Raw genomic sequence first — 18,219 nt, forward strand, 5'->3', positions numbered from 1 at the left:
GACGGCCTCCACGTATCGTGCACTGCGACGGCACGACACACGGACACACACCCAGGGGGGCACACCATGATCGGTGTCGAGGAGCTGGAGACCACCGCCGCGCTGATCGCGGAGCACGTGGTGCGCACACCCACACTGCCCAGCCCGGGGCTGACCGCACTGCTCGGTGTGCCGGTCACCCTCAAGCTCGAACTGTTGCAACGCAGCGGCTCCTTCAAGGCGCGGGGCGCGGTCGCCAAGTTGCTGACGCTCACCGACGAGCAGCGGGCGGCCGGTGTGGTCGCGGTGTCGGGCGGCAACCACGGGGTCGCGGTGGCCGAGATGTCGGCCGCGCTCGGGGTGCGGGCCACGGTGGTCATGCCGCGCACCGCGCCCGCGCGTTCCATGGAGATCGCGCGGGCCGCGGGCGCGGACGTGCGGCTGGCGCCCACCATGGCCGAGGCGTTCGCGCTGATGGAGCGGTTGGAGGCCGACGGGCTCACGCTGCTGCACCCGTTCGCCGACCCGGTGGTGATCGCCGGGCAGGGCACCGTGGGCCTTGAACTCGCCGCGGACGCGGGCCCGTTGACGGACGTCCTCGTCTCCATCGGCGGGGGCGGTCTGATCGCCGGTGTGGCGGCGGCGCTGCGGGCGCTGCGGCCGGGCGTGCGCGTGTGGGGCGTGGAGACGACCGGCGCCGACGCGATGACGCAGGCGCTGGCCCACGGCGGCCCGGTGCCGGTGGACGTGGACTCCCGCATCACCACGCTCGGCGCGCCCACCGTGTCCCCGCTGACGTACGAGATGGTGCGCGACCTCGTCGACGAGGTGCTCGTGGTGCCGGAGGAGGAGGCGTTCGCCGCCGTGCGGGAGATGGCGGAGCACGCCAAGGTGTGGACCGAGCCCGCCGCCTCCTGCCTCCTCCCCGCCGCCCGCCGCGTCCTCGCCAAGACCGGCACGCGGACCCGTCTCGGCCTGGTGGTCTGCGGCGGCAACGCCACGGTCGACTCCATCACGTCGTACGCGGGACACACCTCGTAGCGCCTTCGTCAGGCGGTGCCTTCTCCAACTCGGGGAAAGATCGTCCTTGCGGACGACGAGAGGTGGAGAACTGTGACGACCGGCGCGCTCTGGCTGACGGCGATCGTGTTGCTCGGCTCCTGTGTGCAGTGGCTGACCGGCATGGGCTTCGCGCTGGTGGCGGTCCCGGCCCTGATCCTCCTCCTGGGCCCCACCCAGGGGGTGATCCTCGCGAACTGCGCCTCCGGTGTGATCTGCGCGATCGGTCTGGTGAGCGGCTGGCGGGAGGTCCGGTGGTCCGCGATGGTGCCGCTCTGCGCGGCCTCCGCGTGCACCGTCCCGCTGGGCGCCTGGACGACGCGCCATCTCCCGGAACCGGCGCTGCTGATCGTCATGGGCGCCCTGGTGACGGTGGCCGTGCTGCTGATCGTACGAGGGCTGCGCGCCCCGGCGCTGCGGGGCCGCGCGGGCGCCGTCGGCACGGGCGCGGTGGGCGGGTTCATGAACGCCGCGGCGGGTGTGGGCGGCCCGCCGATCTCCTTGTACGCGCTCAACGCGGGGTGGAGCGTCCGGGAGTTCGTGCCCAACGCGCAGTTCTACGGGCTGTTCGTCAACATCTTCTCGGTCGCGGCGAACGGCGTGCCGCGCCTGGGCGGTGTCCAGTGGGCGTGTGTCGCCGTCGCGATGGCGGTCGGGGTGCTGATCGGCCGGGCCCTCGCGGAGCGCACCCCCGAGCGCCGGGCCCGGGCGCTGGTGCTGACCCTGGCGCTGGGGGGTGGGGTGACGACGCTGCTCAAGGGGGTGCTGGAGCTGTGAGCCCCGCGCCGCCCGACAACGGTGCGCGGTCGCGCCTCAGCGCATCTTGAGCGAGTCGTCGAGCACCTTCGCGTTCTTGATCATCTCTACGGGCTTCGCGGCCATGAGGGACCGCAGCGGGGACTTCCCGGTGTTGAGGGAGACCCCGTCCGAGGGGGCGCCGTCCGCGACGGCGGGGGCGGCGGCCATGAGCGCGGCGGTCCCCGCGACGGCGACGGCGGTGAGTGCGCGGCTGATGATTTTGTCCATATCCGGACAACGAGGCAGTGGGGCCCGAGGCACGTCGCCCGGCCGGATCACGCCTGGACGGCCTCGGCCGGCGCCGTTGTCAGCGATTCCGTGGCCGGTGTGCGGTAGGCGCGCAGCGGGGCGTTGGCCGCGGCCACGGCGGTGACGGCCAGGACCGCGGAGAGGCCGCCGAGGACCAGTGAGAAGGAGGCGGAGGTGGCGGAGGCCACCAGCCCGCCGCGGAAGTTGCCGAGTTCGGGGCCCGCGACGCCGATGACGTGCTCCACCGAGGAGACCCGCCCCCGGTAGGCGTCCGGCGTCTCCAACTGGACCAGGGCGCTGCGCGTCACGACGGACACGGTGTCGGCGGCGCCCGCCACGGCCAGGCAGCCGAGCGCGAGCCACAACGGTGCGACCAGCCCGAAACAGGCCAGCGCCCCACCCCACACCACGGCGGCGCCGAGCTGCACCAGGCCGCCGCGGCGCCATCGCGTGACCGTGCCGGACAACAGGCCCGCCGTGATGCCGCCGACCGCGACGGCGGAGAGGAACAGGCCGAGGGTCCGCGGGTTCCCGCCGAAGCGGTCCTCGTTGACCAGGGGGAAGAGCGCGATCGGCATGGCGAGCAGGGTCGCGGACAGGTCGGTCGCCATCGAGCCCCACAGCGTCGCGCGCCGCAGGACGATCCGCCAGCCGCCCCGCTCCGGCCGCCGCCTCCCGCGCGCCGCGTTCCCGTCGGGGCGCATGGCGGGCAGGCGGATCACCGCGAGCATCGAGACGGCGGTGGCCACACCCTGGACGGCATACGCGGCGGGGTAACCGTAGCGGGCGATGACGAGCCCCGCCAGCGCGGGCCCGGCCAGCATCGCTGCCTGGAAGGACACGTTGGTGAGGGCGAGTCCGGCCGCGACCTGGTCCGCGGGCAGGAGGCGCGCCGGGAAGGTGCGGCGGGCGGGGGCGCCCAGCGCGGCGCAGCTCGTCGCGGCGGCGACCAGGGCCAGCAGGAGCAGCACGTCACGGTTGCCCGCGAGGGCCTGGACGCACAGCCCGGCGGCCGCGAGGAGCTGGCCCGCGGTGGTGGCCCGTACCAGCGCGCGGCGGTCGAAGGTGTCGGCCAGGGCCCCGCCGAGCAGCCCGAACACCACCATCGGCAGTCCGGTGGCGAGCCCGATGGCGCCGGTCCCCACGGTGCTGCCCGTCAGGTCCCAGACCTGGGCCAGCACCGCCACGTTGGCCATCTGGCCGCCGAGTTGCGCGGCGGACGTGCCGATCCACAGGTCGCGGAACGGGCGGCCGGCGCGCAACGGCCGGACGTCGAGAAGGTGAGCGCGGGCGCGGCCGCTCATCGCGGTGGCTCGACCAGGTGGTGGAGGATGCGCTCCCGCATCGACCGGCGCTCCAGCGCCTGCCGCACCTCCTCGACCACCCGTGTCATCGCGTACGGGATCTCGCTGTCCAGCTCGGCGACCGTCGCGTGGGTGGCCCGCCACTCCGCTTCGAGGAACGGCACCAGCGCGCGGCCGCGCTCGGTCAGGTCGATGCGCCGGGTACGGGCGTCGGGTCCGGGTTCGGAGGTGACCAGGCCCTCCTTGCGCATGGCGGCGACGGTCTGACTGATCGCGGAGTGCGAGCGGTCCAGGGACTTCGCGAGTTCACGGATGGTCAGCGGCCCGGTGTGGGCGAGCCGGATGAGCGGATACGCGAACCTGGGCCGCACCCCTTGGATACCGCGCTCCTCGTAGACCTGCTCGATCTCGGCGTCCATGGCGGCCAGGAGCGCGTGCAGGGCGTGCCAGGGGTCGGGGCGTGTCGTGGGGTCGGCGTCCGTAGATGTCACAGCGCTAATATAACAGCGCTGCGATATATCGGGGAGGGTGCGCGGCGGTGCGGTCGATCGCCGGGCTGTGGTGTCAGTGGTCATGCATAGAGTCGCCACGGGTCGCCCTCGGGTCTCCCCCAGCCACCGCTCTCACCGATGTATGAGGAGTCAGACGTGATCTCAGCCCTGAGCAGGCTCGCCGTCATCACTGTGTTCGCCGAGGACTTGGCCGCCACCAAAGTCTTCTACACGGACGTGTTCGGCCTGGAGGTGGTGTACGAGGATCAGGACTCCGCCGTCGTCGCGCTCGACAACCTGCTGATCAATGTGCTGACCTCGGCCAACGCCGCAGAACTGGTCACCCCCGCCCCCGTCGGCGGCGCGGACGCGGGGACGCGCGCCCTGTTCACCATCGAGGTGGAGGACGCCGACGCCGTCTGTGCCGAGCTAGCGGAGCGCGGCGTACGGCTGTTGAACGGTCCCGTCGACCGTCCGTGGGGGCGGCGCACCGCGGCGTTCGCCGACCCGGCCGGCCAGGTCTGGGAGATCGCCCAGATCCTGGGGGCCTGACCGGCGACGCGCGCGGGTGTCGGCGTCAGCAGGTGACGAGGACCACGGAGACGGCCGTGCAGGAGGCGGAGGCGCTGTCGTTGGCCGGGTTCGGGTCCGTCGGTGTGGACGCGGTGCGCTGGGCCGTGACCTTGACCTGGCCGAGGCTCAGCAGATGCAGCGGGACGCGGAAGCTCTTGTGCACGCTCGCATGGTCGGCGATGGCACCGTAGGCGCAGGTCAGCGTGGTTCCGGCGGCGGTGCAGCCGGGGGCTGGGCCGGTGGCGGAGGCGCCGCGCGGGAGCTTCACGGTGACGGTCGCCGAAGTCACCGCGTCCGGGCCGGTGTTGCGGGCGCTGAGGGTGTAGCTCACGTACGGCACCAGGAGGCCGAGATGCGGCTGGGCGGTGACGTCGACGTCGATGTCCGCCGCCGACGCCGGCGCCGAGGCGGGGACGAACGCGATGCCGTAGGGGCCGCTCAGGCCGGTGATGGTGGTGCTGACCGTGTCGGTGGAGGTGTCGATCACGGAGACCGTGTCGTCGTCGACGTTGGTGACGTAGGCGGCCCTGCCCGTGGGGTCGACCTCGACCTTGGCCGGGCCGTCGCCGACCGGGACGGTCGCGAGGACCTTGTGCGCCGAGGTGTCGATGACCTTCACGTCGTCACTGCCCCGGTCGGTGACGTAGGCGCGTGTGCCGGAGGGGTCGAACGAGACGCCGTGCGGGCCGGATCCGACCTCGATCCGCGCCGTCACGGTGTTGGTCGCCGTGTCGATGACGGAGACGGAGTCGTCGCCGCTGTTGTTGGCGACGTAGACGACGTCCCCGGCGGGGCTGACCGCCACCCCCGCGGGGGCGATACCGACGGGGACGGTGGCGGTCACCGTGTTGGTCGAGGTGTCGATGACCGAGACGGTGTTGGTGTTGTTGTTGGACACGTACGCGGTGGCGCCCGACGGGGCCACCGCCACACCGTTCGGTGAGCCCGTGACCGGGACGGTCGCGGTGACGGCGCGCGTCGAGGTGTCGATGACGGACACCGTCTCGTCACCGCTGTTCGCCACGTAGGCGCGGGCACCGGACGGGGCGAACGCCACGCTGAGGGGGTTGCTGCCGACCGGCACGGTCGCAGTGACCGCGTCGGTCCGCGTGTCGATCACCGAGACGTTCTTGTCGTCGAAGTTGGTGACGTAGGCATGTGTCCCGGCGGGGTCGACCGCCACACCTACGGGGCTGTTGCCGACGCCGATGGTGCGCTCGACCGTGTTCGTGCTCGTGTCGATGACTGTGACGCCGTCGGCGTGGAAGTTGGCCACGTACGCCGACGGGCCCTCGGCGGCGTGGGCGGGCGTGGTGAGCGCCACCAGTCCCGACAGGGCCAGAGCCCCGGCAGCGGCGAAGGGGGCCAGTCGCCGCCCCCGCGCCGCGAGCGGCCTTCGTGTTCGTACGGGTCCAGCGGTCAGCGGTCTGGCGGGCACAGTGGCCATGTGTCTCCCCCTCCGTCGAGCGCACGCCGCGACGGCGGGTCGCAAGGGGCCCGAGGACCGGCGGCGGCGCGTTCGCGCACCTCCCGTCGTCGCGGTCGGCGACGACGGCAACGCCCGTCCCTACGGCGTCACCAGCATCATCACGCACTCTCCCCAAGCGGGGAACGGAACCTCCACAGTTGTTCGCACTCGGTCAAATGTTGGCCACACTCGGTCTGGCGTCGGGGCCCGGCCCGGTCTCGTCCGTCGGGCCGGGCGACGACGGCCGTCCCCGCGCGGTCGCAGACAGCCGCGAGAGCAGCAGGGCCACCGCGAGCAGACCGGCGCAGACGCAGGAGGCGAGCGCGTACGCGGCCCGTGCGCCGCTGCCGTCCGGCGGCGCGGGAGCGGAGCGCAGGTACACGGCCGGGACCGCGCTCAGGCAGACGGCGGCCGCGATGCGCTGCGCCATTTGCAGAATGCCTCCGGCCACGCCCGCCGCCTCGGCCGGAACGTGGTGCAGCACCCGCGTCTGGTTCGGCGAGACCGTGAGCCCGGCGGCGGCGCCGGTCAGCGCCTGCACGCCCGCACACGCGACCGGGAGCGCGGCCGAGGGCACGGTCAGCACGACCACCGCGCCCGCCAGTGCGGCGCCGATGCCGAGCGCGAGCCCCAGCGGCACCGCGCGCGGCCCGATGCGGCGCACCACGCGCCACGCGCAGGCGGAGGTGACACCCATCGCGAGCGCCGAGGGGAGGGTGACGGCCGCGGTGCGCAGGGCGGACAGACCGAGCCCCTCCTGGAGGAAGACGGTGAGCACCAGCGACGAGGCGAGGGAGGCGCCGAACTGGGCCATCGCGATCGCGGTGCCGAGGAGGTAGGGCTTCGACGTCCGCAGGGCGGGGTGCAGCAGGGGCGGGCGTCCGCGTCGTGCGCGCAGCCGCTGCTGCCCGGCCAGCGCGAGCACCAGGGCCGGCGCGGCGGCGGCCCACAGAAGCGCCTGTCCCCCGCTGTCGGGGGTGCGGATGAACGGCACCATCACCGTCAGCGTGCAGGCACAGGCCAGGGCGATGCCCAGGAGGTCGGGACGGGGGTCGCGGGCGGTGCGCCGGGGCGGCGGCAGCCAGTGTGCGCCGAGGCCCAGGGTGAGGAGGGCACAGGGAGCGCTGAGCAACAGGCAGCAGCGCCAGCCCTGTCCGGGTCCGAGCAGGGCGACGAGGGCGCCGCCGAGCGGTGGTCCGAGCGCCGTGGCGACCCCGGCCGTCACCGCGTACAGGCCGAGGGCGCGGCCCCGGTCCTGCCCGTGGAACACATCCTGCAAGGTGCCGATGACCTGGGCGTTGACGAGGCCCGCCGCCGCGCCTTGCACAAGCCTGGCCGCGATCAGCGTGCCGGGGCCGCGCCCGGTCGCGGCCACCGTCCCCGCGAGGAGGAAGGCGGCCACGCCCAGGAGGAAGAACCGCTTGCGCCCGTAGGCGTCACCGAGGCTGCCGCCGGGGACCAGCGCCAGACCGAAGGCCAGCGAGTAACCGGCCACGATCCACTGCACGTCCCCGGTGTCCGCCCCGAGCGCGTGCCGCATGCTCGGCACGGCGATGTTCAGCACCGCTTGGTCGAGCAGCGTCGTCGTGCCCGCGGCGAGACAGACGAGCAGAGTGCGCCGGGCGGCGCGGTCCTCACCCGGGAGCATTCAGGAACGCGCCCCGGCTCCGGCCCCCGCCGTCGGCTCCACGCCGATGACCTTGCGGTAGACGCGCGCGCCGTCGCCGTAGTCGTCGATGGCGTAGTGCCAGGTGGCGCGGTTGTCCCAGAGGACGAAGTCGCCGGGCCGCCAGCCGAAGCGGATCGTGTAGTCCGGCGAGGAGGCGTGGCGCAGCAGGTGGTCGAGCAGGACCTTGCTCTCGGCGGGGGTGACGCCCGTGAGGCCGAGCGCCGAGGAGCTGATGAACAGGCCCTTGCGGCCGGTGTCCGGGTGCGCGAGGACGACCGGGTGCTCGATCGTCGGCCCGGTCGCGGTCTTCTTGCTGCCTTGCGCGTAGTTCTCCGCGTTCCCGTCGTACACGGCGCTCACGGAGGCGAGGAGTTCCTTGAACGGCTCCGACAGGTCGTCGTACGCGGCCTGGAGGTCCGCCCAGAGCGTGTGACCGCCGAGCTCGGGCACCACCTCGTAGGTCAGCGACTCGATCGCGAAGACCGGGTCGCGCCACAGGCCGCCGATGTGCCAGGTGCTGGCCTTGCCGGTCTGGCTCACGTTGTACGGGTAGACGAGCGGGTTGGCCGGGTCCTTGGCGGCGGTCGGGTGGTCGAAGGGCTCGGCGAAGACGCGTACGGCGGCGACGTGCTGGTCGGGGGTGAGGTGCTGGTCGCGGAAGACGAGCACCTTGTGGTCGAGGAAGGCCTGCCGCAGGGCGTCGGCGGTGGCGCTGTCGACGGGGGCGGTCAGGTCGATGCCGGTGATCTCGGCGCCGAAGCGCGGTCCGGTGCGGACGATCTCGAAGGGGGCGACGGTCGTGGTGATCGACATGTGGCCGACGCTAGGGAGGCGCCAACTGCCGGTCAACGCATGCCCGTTGGATTGAACGAGACTGCAATGGCCCGGTCATGGCGCCGCCATGCGCGTGTCACAACCGGGCCGCGAGCAGCGGCCCGGCAGGGCTGTCTCAGGCCGGGGCGAGCTGTTCGTCCAGCCGGTTCAGCGTGTGTTCGCCGCCGTCCCGGGCGCCGCGGTCGAAGGCGCGCCGGTACTCCTCCGCCCCCAGGGCCGCTCGCAGCGCGGCGGCGATCCGGTCCACGTCCCCGCGCTCGGCGGGCGGCAACGGGGCGTCGACGCCGAGGCGTTCGGCCTCCGCCGCGCCGAGGAGTTCGGCCGCCGCGGCGGGGGCACGGGACGACAGGGCGCCCGCCAGGCCCTCCAGGGACAGGGCGAGGGCGCGGGGCTCGGCGAGGGCGCGGGCGACGGCGAGGCCCTCCAGGTGCAGGGCGAGGGCCTCGTCGGGGCGGGAGCGCAGCTCGGCGAGGAAGCCCAGCTCCGCGAGGCGCAGATGCTCGCCCGCGAGCGACGACGCCTGGGCGAACCCGTCCCGCAGCCGCGCCAGATGGTGTGCCGCGCCGTCGAGGTCGCCGGAGCGCCGGGCGCCGAGGGCCAGGCCCATCTCGGCGTGGATCTCGGCGTACGCGTACCCCTGCTCGGCGGCGATCCGGCGGGCCTCGTGGTGCAGGGCGCGGGCGCGGTCCCAGTCCCGGGCCAGCAGGGCGAGCCGGCCGAGCCCGGACAGGCGGGCGGACACCTCGGCCAGGAGGCCGAGGTCGCGGGCGATGCGCAGCCCGTCCCGCTGCAACCGTTCGGCCTCCTCGTACGCGCCCTTGATCTCGGCGAGCGTGGCGAGGGGCGGGACGGTCTGCAACTCGCCCCACCGGTCGCCGAGTTCGCGGAAGAGGCGGGCGCTGCGCCGGCCGTCGCGGCCGAGGCCCGCGAGGTCGCCCCGGTCCAGGGCGAGGCGGGCCCGCAGGCCGAGCGCGGCGGCCGTCCCCCAGGTGTCGTGCAGGGTCTCGAAGAGGTGCAGGGCTCGGGCGTTGAGCGCGTCGGCGTCGTCGGCCGCGCCCGCGCTGAAGAGTCCGTACGCGCACAGCCACAGCGCGCGGGCGCGGCGGGCCGGGTCGGGGGCGTCGGGCACGCAGCCGTCGGTCGTGGTGACGGAGGGAGCCGCGCCGCGGCCTTCGGTGAGGAGCGCGAACGCCCGCCGCAGGAGCGCGAGTTCGACGGCGGGAGTGGCGGGCGAGACGTGGGCGAGGACGGCATCGCATGCGCGCCGCGCCTCGGTGAGACGGCCGCGCAACAGCCACCACCAGGCGAGGGTGCCGGTCAGACGCTCGGCGGGGGCGCTGTTCCTCTCGGCGGCCAGGCGGGTGGCCGTGTCGAGGGCGGCGCGCAGATTGCCCGCCTCGGCGTCCAGGCGGTCGAGCCGGTGGCGCTGGTCGGGTCCTCGCAGACCGGGCTCGGCGCGTTCGGCCAGCTCCAGGTAGTACGCCAGGTGCCTCTCGCGGGTCGCGGCGAGGTCCGCCATCTCGTGCATCCGCTCGACGGCGTACGCGGCCACCGACTCCAGGAGTTGATAGCGCGGGCCGCCCGGACCGCCCGCCACGACCACCAGGGAGCGGTCGACCAGCCGGGTGATCAGGTCCAGGACCTCCGGTCCGGCCACCCCGTCGCCCGCGGTCACGGCCTCCGCCGCCGCCAGGTCGCACCCGTCGCTGAACACGGCGAGGCGGCGCAGCACGATGCGTTCGGGCGCGCTGAGCAGCTCCCAGCTCCAGTCGATGACCGCGCGCAAGGTCTGCTGCCGGGCCGGGGCGTCGCGCCGCCCGGTGGTGAGGATCTGGAAGCGGTCCTCAAGGCGGGCGGCGAGCGCCTGGACGCCGAGGGCGCGGACGCGGGTCGCGGCCAGTTCGAGGGCGAGCGGGATGCCGTCGAGGCGGCGGCAGATCTCGGCGACGGCGGCGCGTTCGGCGGGGCCGGACGCGGCCGGGTCGGCGGGGAAGCCGGGGGCGGAGGCGGCGGCCCGTTCGGTGAAGAGGCGGACGGCGTCCTCGGAGGCGAGCGGTTCCACGAGCAGGACGGCCTCGCCGGTCAGCCCGAGCGGTTCCTGGCTGGTGGCGAGCACGCGGAGCCCGGGCGCGGCCGACAGCAGGCGCCCGGCCAGCTCGGCTGCGGCCGCCACGACGTGCTCGCAGTTGTCCAGGACGAGGAGGGCGTGGCGGTCGCGCAGCGCGGCGGCGAGGAACTGGCCGGGGAAGGTGCCGTCGCCCGTGTCCGTGGTCCGTGCGGTACGGGTGTCGTCGCGCACGCCGAGCACGGTGGCGACGACGTCGGCGAGATCGGCGACCGAGCCGGAGCGCACCCCGGACAGTTCGACGAGCCAACTGTCCTGGACGGCCGTGGCCGCGGCGATCGCGAGCCGCGTCTTGCCGACGCCTCCGGGCCCGGTGAGCGTCACCAGCCGCGCGCTGTCCAGGAGTTGGCGTATCCGGGCGAGCATCGTGTCGCGGCCGATGAGCGCGGTCAGCGGGGTGGGGAGGTTGCCGGACGGACCACCGGGCTGTGCCACGGCTGTGGGCGGCTGGGCGCCTGCCTCGGTCGCGGGGGGCGGGGGCCAGGCGCGCGCACCGGCCGGCGGGGACAGACGCGGGTCCTGGCGCAGGAGAGCCGTGTGCAGTGCGGCCAGTTCGGGGCCCGGGTCCACGCCCAGCTCCTCCGCGAGCCGGGCGCGCACGTCCTCGTACGCGGCGAGGGCCTCGCTCTGGCGTCCGGCGGCGTACAGGGCGCGCAGGTGCAGGGCGCGGAGGCGTTCGCGCAAGGGGTGCGCGGCGGTCAGTTCGGCCAACTCCCCGACGAGCGCCGCGTGCTCGCCGAGCTCCAGGCGGGCGGCGGCACGCTCCTCCAGGGCGGTGAGCCGCTCCTCGGCGAGGCGGGCGGCGACGGGGCGGGCGAACTCGGCGTCCGCGAAGTCCGCGTACGCGGGCCCGCGCCACAGGTCGAGGGCCTGGGTGAGCAGGGCGCTGCGGTCGGCGGGGGCGGGTGCGGCGGCGGCCCGGGCCGTCAGCTCCCGGAACCGTGCCGCGTCGACGTCGTCGGCGTGGAGGTCCAGGTGGTAGCCGGGAGGGCGGTGCACGACGCGGTTCTTGCCGAGGACGCGGCGCAGTTGCGAGACGCGCGCCTGGAGGGCGCCGGCCGGGTTGGCGGGCGGCCGGGTCTCCCACAGGGCGTCGATGAGCCGGTCCGCGGGGACAGTTCCCCCGTCCTGGGTGAGCAGCATCGCGAGCAGGGCGCGGACCTTGGCCTCGGGGACCGTGACCTCTTCCCCGTCGTCATTGCGGACCACGAGTGGTCCGAGCACCCCGAACTGCATGGCGATCACCTTATCCGGCGGGCACCGCCACGCGGTGAGGAGCGCCCCGAAGCGGATCCGAAGGAGATCCGAAGGAATTCCGAAGCGCGGGTGCGCACAGTCGGTCCACCGGGACGGACACGGAAGGTGGCGCGCGCATGACCAGGTACGGAGGCCGTAGGGCCGTGGTCGTGGGCGGGCCGCCGGCGACCGGTCTCGCCATCGCGAAGCGGCTCGTGGAGGGCGGGGCCCGCGTCGTGGTCGTCGCGCCGGTCTCCGAACGGGACCGGCTCCGCGTCGAACTGGGCTCCGCCGCCGACGTCGTGGCCCCGGACGCCCTCGACGCCTTCCTGGCCGCCGAAGGGCCCGAACCGGCCGTGGACTGGCTGTTCGCCGCGACGGCCCCGCTGGCCCGCCCGCTGCTGTCCCGCCTGGGACCGGGCGCCGCCGTGGTGCTCACCGCGCCGGACCCCTCCGGCGCGGAGCCGCACGCGCTCGCGGCGGCACTCGCGGCCCGGGGCATCCGGGTCAACGCCGTGGTCCCCGCCTGTATCGAGGCCCCGCTCGGGCCCCCGACTCCGCTGCCGCCGCTCGGGCGGCTCGGCGCGGCCGAGGAGGTGGCGCGGGCCGCGCTGTTCCTGGCCACGGACGCGACCTTCACCACCGGGGCACGGCTCCCGGTGGACGGCGGCCTCGGCGGCACCCCCTGAGATGGCGCACGAAGTGCGCATCCGGGGGCGCGGGGAACGGCGCGATCAACCACGACGAGACCCGCACACCGAATCCCTCACACCAAGCCCCCCGCACACTCTCAGCCCCTCGCACCAAGCACCCCGCACATCCCCGCACACCCGACAAACCCTGGAGCACACACCATGAGCACCGCACCGGACACCGCGGCAGGCGCACCGGCGCAGCCGGACGCGCCCCGGCCCGGCGATCCACAGAAGCTGCCGCTGTTCGCGCTGCTTGCCCTGGCCACCGCCGTCTTCATCACGAGCCTCACCGAGACGCTCCCCGCGGGACTGCTGCCCGCCATGAGCGGTGACCTGGGTGTCAGCGAGTCGGCGACCGGCCAGACCGTGACCATCTACGCGCTCGGGACCGCGCTGACGGCGATCCCGCTGACCGCGGCGACCTCCGGCTGGCGCCGCAAGCACCTGCTGCTCGCGGCCATGGCCGGGTTCGCCGTGGCCAACAGCGTCACCGCCGTCTCCTCGGTGTACGGCCTGACGATGGTCGCGCGCTTCGTGGCGGGCGTCGCGGCGGGTCTCGCCTGGGCCCTGCTCGCGGGGTACGCGCGCCGGATGGCCCCGCCGCATCTCCAGGGGCGTGCCATCGCCATCGCCATGGCCGGCATCCCGGTCGCGCTCTCGCTGGGCGTGCCCGCCGGGACGTTCCTCGGCAAGGTGACCGACTGGCGGGTCGCGTTCCTGGCGATGACGGGGCTCACCCTCGTACTCCTGCTGTGGATCGTCGCCGCCGTGCCGGACTACCCGGGTCAGCGGGGCGGTGAACGCCCGGGCATGTTGCAGGCGTTGAAGGTGCCCGGTGTGCCGCCCGTCCTGTTCGTGACCCTGGTCTTCGTCCTGGCGCACACGATCCTGTACGCGTATGTGGCGACGTTCCTCGACGACCTGGGCCTGGGCGACGACACGGACCTGGTGCTGCTCGTCTTCGGCGCGGCCTCGCTGGCGAGCATCTGGATCGTCGGCGCCCGCATCCACCGCCAGCTCCGTCAACTGACGGTCGCCAGCACCCTGTTGGTGGCGGTCGCCGCCGCGCTCCTGGGCGTCCTCGCCGAGCACACGGTCTTCGTCTACCTGGCGGCGGTGCTCTGGGGTCTGGGCTGGGGCGGTGTGCCGACGCTGTTGCAGACGGCAGCGGGCGAGGCGGGCGGCGATCACGCCGACGGCGCCCAGGCGATGCTGGTGACCTTGTGGAACGTGGCCATGGCGGCGGGCGGCGTGATCGGCGGAGTGCTCCTGGACACGGCCGGGAGCGACTCCTTCCCGTGGACGCTGCTGGGCCTGCTCGCCCCGGTCCTCGTGGTCGTGCTGTACGCCCGCTCGGCAGGGTTCCCGGCGCGTCACGCCGACGCCTCCTGACCTTTGGCGGCACCGCTTCCCGCGCTTCTCGGATTCCCCGACGGCGGGGATTCGAGGAGCGCGGAATCGACGGCGACAGATATTCGCCACACAGCAATTATGTTTGCCACACCCCGTTCACACCTTTGTGACATGTGCCTCAAGAAGCAGGTCAGAGAGGCGCCGCGACACACTTCATAAACCAACGTTCACCCCTTCAACCACACCCGCCCGGACCCGCGTGGACCGCATTCACCCAGCTCAGAGCCGTACATGGGAAAGTCCACGAACAAGTGGCCGAAATGCGGCCACCAGGCGGTACTTTTTGCGCGTCCGGCGATCACGAGGGGGGCGCGCGTCAGATGGGGTCGAGCGAGACCGGCACCCGCGAAGAGGGCGACGCGGCGCTGAGGGAGTTCACGGCGGACGTGTTCGGTTCGCTGCGCCGTGCGGAGCAGCGCCGGTGGGCGCAGACCCATCTGCGCGCCCTCGCCCGCACGCCGGGCCGCAAGACGCCGTTGCGGTTGGTCCGGACGCTGAACCTGCCGCCGACGGCCGCCAAGGGCCTGCACCAGTTCGTCAACGCGAGCCCCTGGGACTGGCGGCCGGTGCGGTCCCGGCTCACCGGCCTCGTGGCCGCGCGGGTGCGACCGTACGCCTGGACGGTCGCCGACGTCGTGGTGCCCAAGACCGGCGCGCACACGGTGGGCGTGCACGCCAGGACGGACCCGGCCGACGGACGCACCGTCAACGCCCAGCGCGCGCTCGGCCTGTTCCTCGCCGCGCCCGGCGCGGCCTTCCCCGTCGACTGGCACCTGGTCCTCGACGGGCCCTGGGCGACGGACCGCTCCCTGCGCACCCGCGCACGCGTACCCCCCACCGAACTGCCGCGCCCCGCGGGCCTGCACGTCCTCGACCTGGCCACCGGCACACCCGCCCGCACCGCGGGCACGGAACTGCCCTGGGTGCTCGACCTGACGCGCTACGCCGAAGCGGCCACGGTCCTTGCCGCGCTGTCCCGCCTGAACCGCGCGGTCGTCGCCGAGGTGCCGGCCGACCTGGAGCTGCGCCACGCCCGCACCGGCGGCATCGGCACCGCGGGCGCCCTCCTGGAACCCCTGCTGCTGCGCCGGCCGTACCCCGCCGTGCACCTGCACCCGGGCCCGGTCCGGCTGCCCGGCTTCGCCGCCGAACACCCGTACCGCCTCCTCGGCTGCGCGCCGCCCGGCGGGAACGGGCCCGCCCGGCACTGGCTCACCGATGTCGCGGGCGCGGGCGTCGAGCAGGTTCTCGCGCTGCTTGCGGCCCGCGCCCGGGGCGCCGAGGCGCTGGCGGTCCTGCGCGCGCGGTACGGCCTCGCCGACTTCGCGGGCCGCTCCTTCCCCGGCTGGCACCACCACATGACGCTGCTCTCGGCCGCGTACGCACACCCGCGCCTGAGCGCACACCCATGACGTGAACACACACGTATGACGTGACCACGGACGCATGACGTGACCACGGACGCATGCGGGCCCCGGCGCCGACCCGGGCCCGACGATCACAACGGGGAAGGACGAACACGGTCATGAGGAGTGTGCTGGTGGTGGAGCGGGATCCGGACACCGCCGAGGAGACGATGCGCAATCTGCGGCGTCAGGGGTACGCGGCGCGCAGCGTCGGCACGGGCGCGATGGCGCTGCGCGCCCACCGCGAGGCCGACCTGGTGCTGCTCTCCCTGGAACTGCCGGACCTGGACGGGTTACGGGTGTGCCGCACGCTGCGCGACGACGGCGACGTGCCGCTCATCGCCATCGCCGACAGCGAGGACGAAGTCGGCCGGGTCCTCGCCCTCCAGGCGGGCGCGGACGACTGCGTGGTGCGCGCCTGGGGCTTCCGTGAACTGGCCGCGCGCGCGGAGGCGGTGCTCCGCCGGGCCCGGCCCGCCGCTCCGCGCGGCGCCGAACCCATATCGCTCGACCCGCTCCATCTCGATCCGCGCACGCACGAAGTACGGGTGTCCGGGCGGCTGGTCCCGGTCACCGCGAAGGAATTCGAATTGCTCTACCTGCTCGCGGAGAACCCGGCGACGGTGTTCTCGCGCAAGGAACTCATGGCCCGGGTCTGGGACAGCGAATGGGGGCACGCGAGCCGCACGATCGACACCCATGTCAGCAGCCTGCGAGCGAAACTCGGCGCGAGCAACTGGATCATCACGGTACGGGGTGTCGGCTACCGGATGGGACACGTGCGTCCGGCGGTGTGACGGGGGCCGAACCGGTCACGTCCAGTGCCCAGCGGGCCGACGCCTGGTTGGAGGTGAGCGCGATCCGTCCGGGCCTGCGCCGCTCCAGCTCGGCGAGGACCGCGAGCGTGCCCATGCCCGTCCCGGTGAAGAGGAGCGGTCGGTCGTCGTCGGGCAGCGCGGTGTCGAGGCGGCCGAGCAGGTCCTGGGCCGTCACCCGGTACGGGTCGTGCCCGCCGCCGGGCAGCGGCACGGGCACCACCGCGTCCACCGTGAGGCCGGCCCGCTCCCAGAAGGCGCGGGAGGTCTCCGTCAGCCACGGCTCGTAGGGCGACACCAGCGTCACCCGGCGCAGCCCGAGGGACGCGGCGACCGCGAGGACCGCCTGCGTGGAGGAGGCCACCGGGTGGCCGGCGCGGGCGGACAGCCGCGCGCAGAAGTCCCGGTCGCCGTCCGGGCCGAGGAGGTAGTGCGAGGCGCTGCACGCGACCACCGCCGCGTCGAGCCGGAGCTCCCCGAAGGCGCCGAGCGTGTCCGGCAGGACGTCGTTGTACGTCTCCAGCATCCGGCGCAGTCCGAGGCCGGGGGTGAGGGGGAAGCGCGTGGTGTGGACGTTGACGCGGCCGCCGAGGAAATGGTGGAACTCCGGTTCCGCGGTGGGGTTCTCGGGCGGCACGACCAGGCCCAGTCGGGGCAGAGGAAAAAGGTCCATGGCCGCACGCTAGGACGCCCCGGAAAGAGGGGTGGGGAATACGTCGGTGATTTGTCGTGGCCGCACTCTTCTTTCGTTCTTCCTCACGCTCCTGACATTGCTTGACACTTCTCCCAGAAGCCTCACCCGCCCTCTCTTGTGTTTCTCCTCGGTGGAATCGGAGGCTGTTTCCAGTGCCGCGCCGAACGAACCCGAGCGAAAAGGAGTGAGTGACATGACAGGAGCGGAAGACATCGGGGACCGGGTGGTCCCGGCGGTGTCGCCCCGGATATCCGACGCGACACTGCGGGACTCCGCGCACATGGCGGGTGTCGAGTTCGGCCCGCGGGACGCGTCGGCGATCGCGCGTCTGCTCGTGGCCACCGGCGTCGACCTGGTGGAGGTCGGCATGGTCTCCGGGCCCGGCTCCAAGGACGCCGACCTGGTCCTCGCCACGCACGAGGCCGTGGGTCCCGAGCGCAGCATGACCCTGCTCGTCGTACGGGACCGGCGGCAGGTCGCCACCGCGCTGGACGAGGCCGAACGGCTCGGTGTGCGGCACGTGATGTACTCCATCCCGACCTCGGAGCAGCACGCCGCGCTGAAGCTCGGCACGCCCAGCGCCAAGCTGCTGACCGCGCTGGTCCGCTCGGCTGTCGGGCAGGCGAAGGAGCGCGGCTTCCATGTCACGTTCAGCGGTGAGGACGGGGCCCGTACCCCGGCCGGGCGGCTCGTCCCGTACGTGACGGCCGGGTTCGAGGCCGGCGCCGACCGCTTCCGCCTCGCCGAGACCGTCGCCTATCTGTCGCCGTGGCAGATGGAGCGGGTCATCGGTGACCTGACGGAGATCGACGGCGCCGAGATCGAGATCCACTCGCACAACATGCTCGGCCTGGCCGTCGCCAACTCGCTCGCCGCCGTCCGCGCCGGAGCGCGCTGGGTCTCCGCCACCGTCGGCGGCATCGGTGAGCGCGGTGGCAACGCGCCGCTGGCCGAACTCCTCACCGCGCTCCGCGTCATCCACGGCGACACCCGCTTCGACCTGAGCCACCTCACCGAGCTGTCCCGGCTCGCGCTGCGCGGCGCCCAGCTCGGCGAGGCGTTCCAGCCGGGCCCCACCACCGCGCACGCGTTCGCCTACGAACTCCCGGGCCAGCTCACCCACCCGGAGGCGTACGAGACGCTGCCCGCCGAACTGGTCGGCAACACACGCGAGTTGAAGGTGCGCACCCGGCTCACCCCGGCACTGGTCGGCTGGGCCCTGACCGACTCGGGGCTCGACGTCGACGTCACCGCCTTCACGCCCTGGCTGGCCGCGCGGCAGGAGGAGAACGGGCGCCCGCTGCTCGACCGCGACGCCATCCGCAAGGCGGCGGTGGACTTCACCGCCGCCACCTGAGACACCGTCCAGTCCTTCCCTCAGCTCATCCCCCTTCTTGATCATCGGAGTGCT

At 73.8% G+C, this 18,219-nt stretch carries 16 protein-coding genes; 8 read left to right on the forward strand and 8 right to left on the reverse strand.

The features are described from left to right. Positions 1-66: 66 nt before the first annotated feature. Together ABZ877_RS09720 and ABZ877_RS09725 are read left to right on the forward strand one after the other, a co-directional pair. Positions 67-1,020, forward strand: coding sequence for a threonine/serine dehydratase (locus ABZ877_RS09720; RefSeq protein ID WP_361067103.1), 954 nt, complete (start codon positions 67-69; stop codon positions 1,018-1,020). 72 nt (positions 1,021-1,092) lie between these two features. Next, positions 1,093-1,815, forward strand: a complete 723-nt coding sequence (locus ABZ877_RS09725; RefSeq protein ID WP_361067106.1) for a sulfite exporter TauE/SafE family protein — start codon at positions 1,093-1,095, stop codon at positions 1,813-1,815. A 36-nt stretch (positions 1,816-1,851) separates the two neighbouring features. On the opposite strand, the gene ABZ877_RS09730 is transcribed toward ABZ877_RS09725, so the two are convergent. Genes ABZ877_RS09730 through ABZ877_RS09740 form a run of 3 tightly spaced genes read right to left on the reverse strand, consistent with a single transcriptional unit; the run spans position 1,852 to position 3,880 of the window. Then, positions 1,852-2,064 (reverse strand): hypothetical protein, encoded by a 213-nt coding sequence (locus tag ABZ877_RS09730; protein WP_361067109.1) that lies wholly within the window; start codon positions 2,062-2,064, stop codon positions 1,852-1,854. A gap of 47 nt (positions 2,065-2,111) precedes the next feature. Next, the gene (locus tag ABZ877_RS09735) at positions 2,112-3,389 is read right to left on the reverse strand and encodes an MFS transporter (RefSeq protein WP_361067111.1); all 1,278 of its coding nucleotides are present in this window, start codon (positions 3,387-3,389) and stop codon (positions 2,112-2,114) included. Next, complete coding sequence (locus ABZ877_RS09740) at positions 3,386-3,880, reverse strand: MarR family transcriptional regulator (protein WP_361067114.1); 495 nt, start codon at positions 3,878-3,880, stop codon at positions 3,386-3,388. Before ABZ877_RS09740 ends, ABZ877_RS09735 begins: the two co-directional genes overlap by 4 nt. Before the next feature lie 156 nt (positions 3,881-4,036). On the opposite strand from ABZ877_RS09740, the gene ABZ877_RS09745 reads away from it, so the two are divergent. After that, a complete protein-coding gene (locus ABZ877_RS09745; RefSeq protein WP_361067117.1) occupies positions 4,037-4,432 on the forward strand; it encodes a VOC family protein in 396 nt (131 codons plus the stop codon). A gap of 25 nt (positions 4,433-4,457) precedes the next feature. Here the strand turns inward: ABZ877_RS09745 and ABZ877_RS09750 are convergent, their stop codons facing one another. From ABZ877_RS09750 to ABZ877_RS09765, 4 genes are all read right to left on the reverse strand, one after another. Then, positions 4,458-5,900: a beta-propeller fold lactonase family protein gene (locus ABZ877_RS09750; protein ID WP_361067120.1), complete on the reverse strand. Its 1,443-nt coding sequence runs from the start codon at positions 5,898-5,900 to the stop codon at positions 4,458-4,460. 193 nt (positions 5,901-6,093) lie between these two features. Then, positions 6,094-7,569: an MFS transporter gene (locus ABZ877_RS09755; RefSeq protein ID WP_361067123.1), complete on the reverse strand. Its 1,476-nt coding sequence runs from the start codon at positions 7,567-7,569 to the stop codon at positions 6,094-6,096. Next, entirely contained in the window at positions 7,570-8,403 is an 834-nt protein-coding gene (locus ABZ877_RS09760) for a TauD/TfdA family dioxygenase (RefSeq protein WP_361067126.1), read from the reverse strand. A gap of 136 nt (positions 8,404-8,539) precedes the next feature. Beyond that, positions 8,540-11,785 (reverse strand): BTAD domain-containing putative transcriptional regulator, encoded by a 3,246-nt coding sequence (locus ABZ877_RS09765; protein WP_361067129.1) that lies wholly within the window; start codon positions 11,783-11,785, stop codon positions 8,540-8,542. Positions 11,786-11,922: 137 nt separating this feature from the next. Here ABZ877_RS09765 and ABZ877_RS09770 point away from each other — a divergent pair, with 137 nt between their 5' ends. From ABZ877_RS09770 to ABZ877_RS09785, 4 genes are all read left to right on the forward strand, one after another. Continuing rightward, complete coding sequence (locus ABZ877_RS09770) at positions 11,923-12,474, forward strand: SDR family oxidoreductase (protein ID WP_361067132.1); 552 nt, start codon at positions 11,923-11,925, stop codon at positions 12,472-12,474. 165 nt (positions 12,475-12,639) lie between these two features. After that, the gene (locus tag ABZ877_RS09775; RefSeq protein ID WP_361067134.1) at positions 12,640-13,872 is read left to right on the forward strand and encodes an MFS transporter; all 1,233 of its coding nucleotides are present in this window, start codon (positions 12,640-12,642) and stop codon (positions 13,870-13,872) included. A 341-nt stretch (positions 13,873-14,213) separates the two neighbouring features. Further along, a complete protein-coding gene (locus tag ABZ877_RS09780; RefSeq protein WP_361067137.1) occupies positions 14,214-15,305 on the forward strand; it encodes a transposase in 1,092 nt (363 codons plus the stop codon). Between the two features lie 113 nt (positions 15,306-15,418). After that, positions 15,419-16,096: a response regulator transcription factor gene (locus ABZ877_RS09785; protein WP_361067139.1), complete on the forward strand. Its 678-nt coding sequence runs from the start codon at positions 15,419-15,421 to the stop codon at positions 16,094-16,096. Here the strand turns inward: ABZ877_RS09785 and ABZ877_RS09790 are convergent. Then, positions 16,044-16,787, reverse strand: coding sequence for an arylmalonate decarboxylase (locus tag ABZ877_RS09790; protein ID WP_361067142.1), 744 nt, complete (start codon positions 16,785-16,787; stop codon positions 16,044-16,046). The two genes, ABZ877_RS09785 and ABZ877_RS09790, sit on opposite strands and share 53 nt — an antisense overlap. A gap of 214 nt (positions 16,788-17,001) precedes the next feature. On the opposite strand from ABZ877_RS09790, the gene ABZ877_RS09795 reads away from it, so the two are divergent. Further along, complete coding sequence (locus ABZ877_RS09795; RefSeq protein WP_361067144.1) at positions 17,002-18,165, forward strand: isopropylmalate synthase; 1,164 nt, start codon at positions 17,002-17,004, stop codon at positions 18,163-18,165. The last annotated feature ends 54 nt before the right edge of the window (positions 18,166-18,219 follow it).

The organism is Streptomyces sp. NPDC046939 (assembly GCF_040644575.1).
GTDB lineage: Bacteria > Actinomycetota > Actinomycetes > Streptomycetales > Streptomycetaceae > Streptomyces.

Bases quoted from the DNA above. Each gene is read 5' to 3' on its own strand.
- ABZ877_RS09720 (WP_361067103.1), top strand. From the start codon at position 67: ATGATCGGTGTCGAGGAGCTGGAGACCACCGCCGCGCTGATCGCGGAG.
- ABZ877_RS09730 (WP_361067109.1), bottom strand. From the start codon at position 2,064: ATGGACAAAATCATCAGCCGCGCACTCACCGCCGTCGCCGTCGCGGGG.
- ABZ877_RS09735 (WP_361067111.1), bottom strand. From the start codon at position 3,389: ATGAGCGGCCGCGCCCGCGCTCACCTTCTCGACGTCCGGCCGTTGCGC.
- ABZ877_RS09750 (WP_361067120.1), bottom strand. From the start codon at position 5,900: ATGGCCACTGTGCCCGCCAGACCGCTGACCGCTGGACCCGTACGAACA.
- ABZ877_RS09755 (WP_361067123.1), bottom strand. From the start codon at position 7,569: ATGCTCCCGGGTGAGGACCGCGCCGCCCGGCGCACTCTGCTCGTCTGT.
- ABZ877_RS09760 (WP_361067126.1), bottom strand. From the start codon at position 8,403: ATGTCGATCACCACGACCGTCGCCCCCTTCGAGATCGTCCGCACCGGA.
- ABZ877_RS09765 (WP_361067129.1), bottom strand. From the start codon at position 11,785: ATGCAGTTCGGGGTGCTCGGACCACTCGTGGTCCGCAATGACGACGGG.
- ABZ877_RS09770 (WP_361067132.1), top strand. From the start codon at position 11,923: ATGACCAGGTACGGAGGCCGTAGGGCCGTGGTCGTGGGCGGGCCGCCG.
- ABZ877_RS09775 (WP_361067134.1), top strand. From the start codon at position 12,640: ATGAGCACCGCACCGGACACCGCGGCAGGCGCACCGGCGCAGCCGGAC.
- ABZ877_RS09780 (WP_361067137.1), top strand. From the start codon at position 14,214: ATGGGGTCGAGCGAGACCGGCACCCGCGAAGAGGGCGACGCGGCGCTG.
- ABZ877_RS09785 (WP_361067139.1), top strand. From the start codon at position 15,419: ATGAGGAGTGTGCTGGTGGTGGAGCGGGATCCGGACACCGCCGAGGAG.
- ABZ877_RS09790 (WP_361067142.1), bottom strand. From the start codon at position 16,787: ATGGACCTTTTTCCTCTGCCCCGACTGGGCCTGGTCGTGCCGCCCGAG.
- ABZ877_RS09795 (WP_361067144.1), top strand. From the start codon at position 17,002: ATGACAGGAGCGGAAGACATCGGGGACCGGGTGGTCCCGGCGGTGTCG.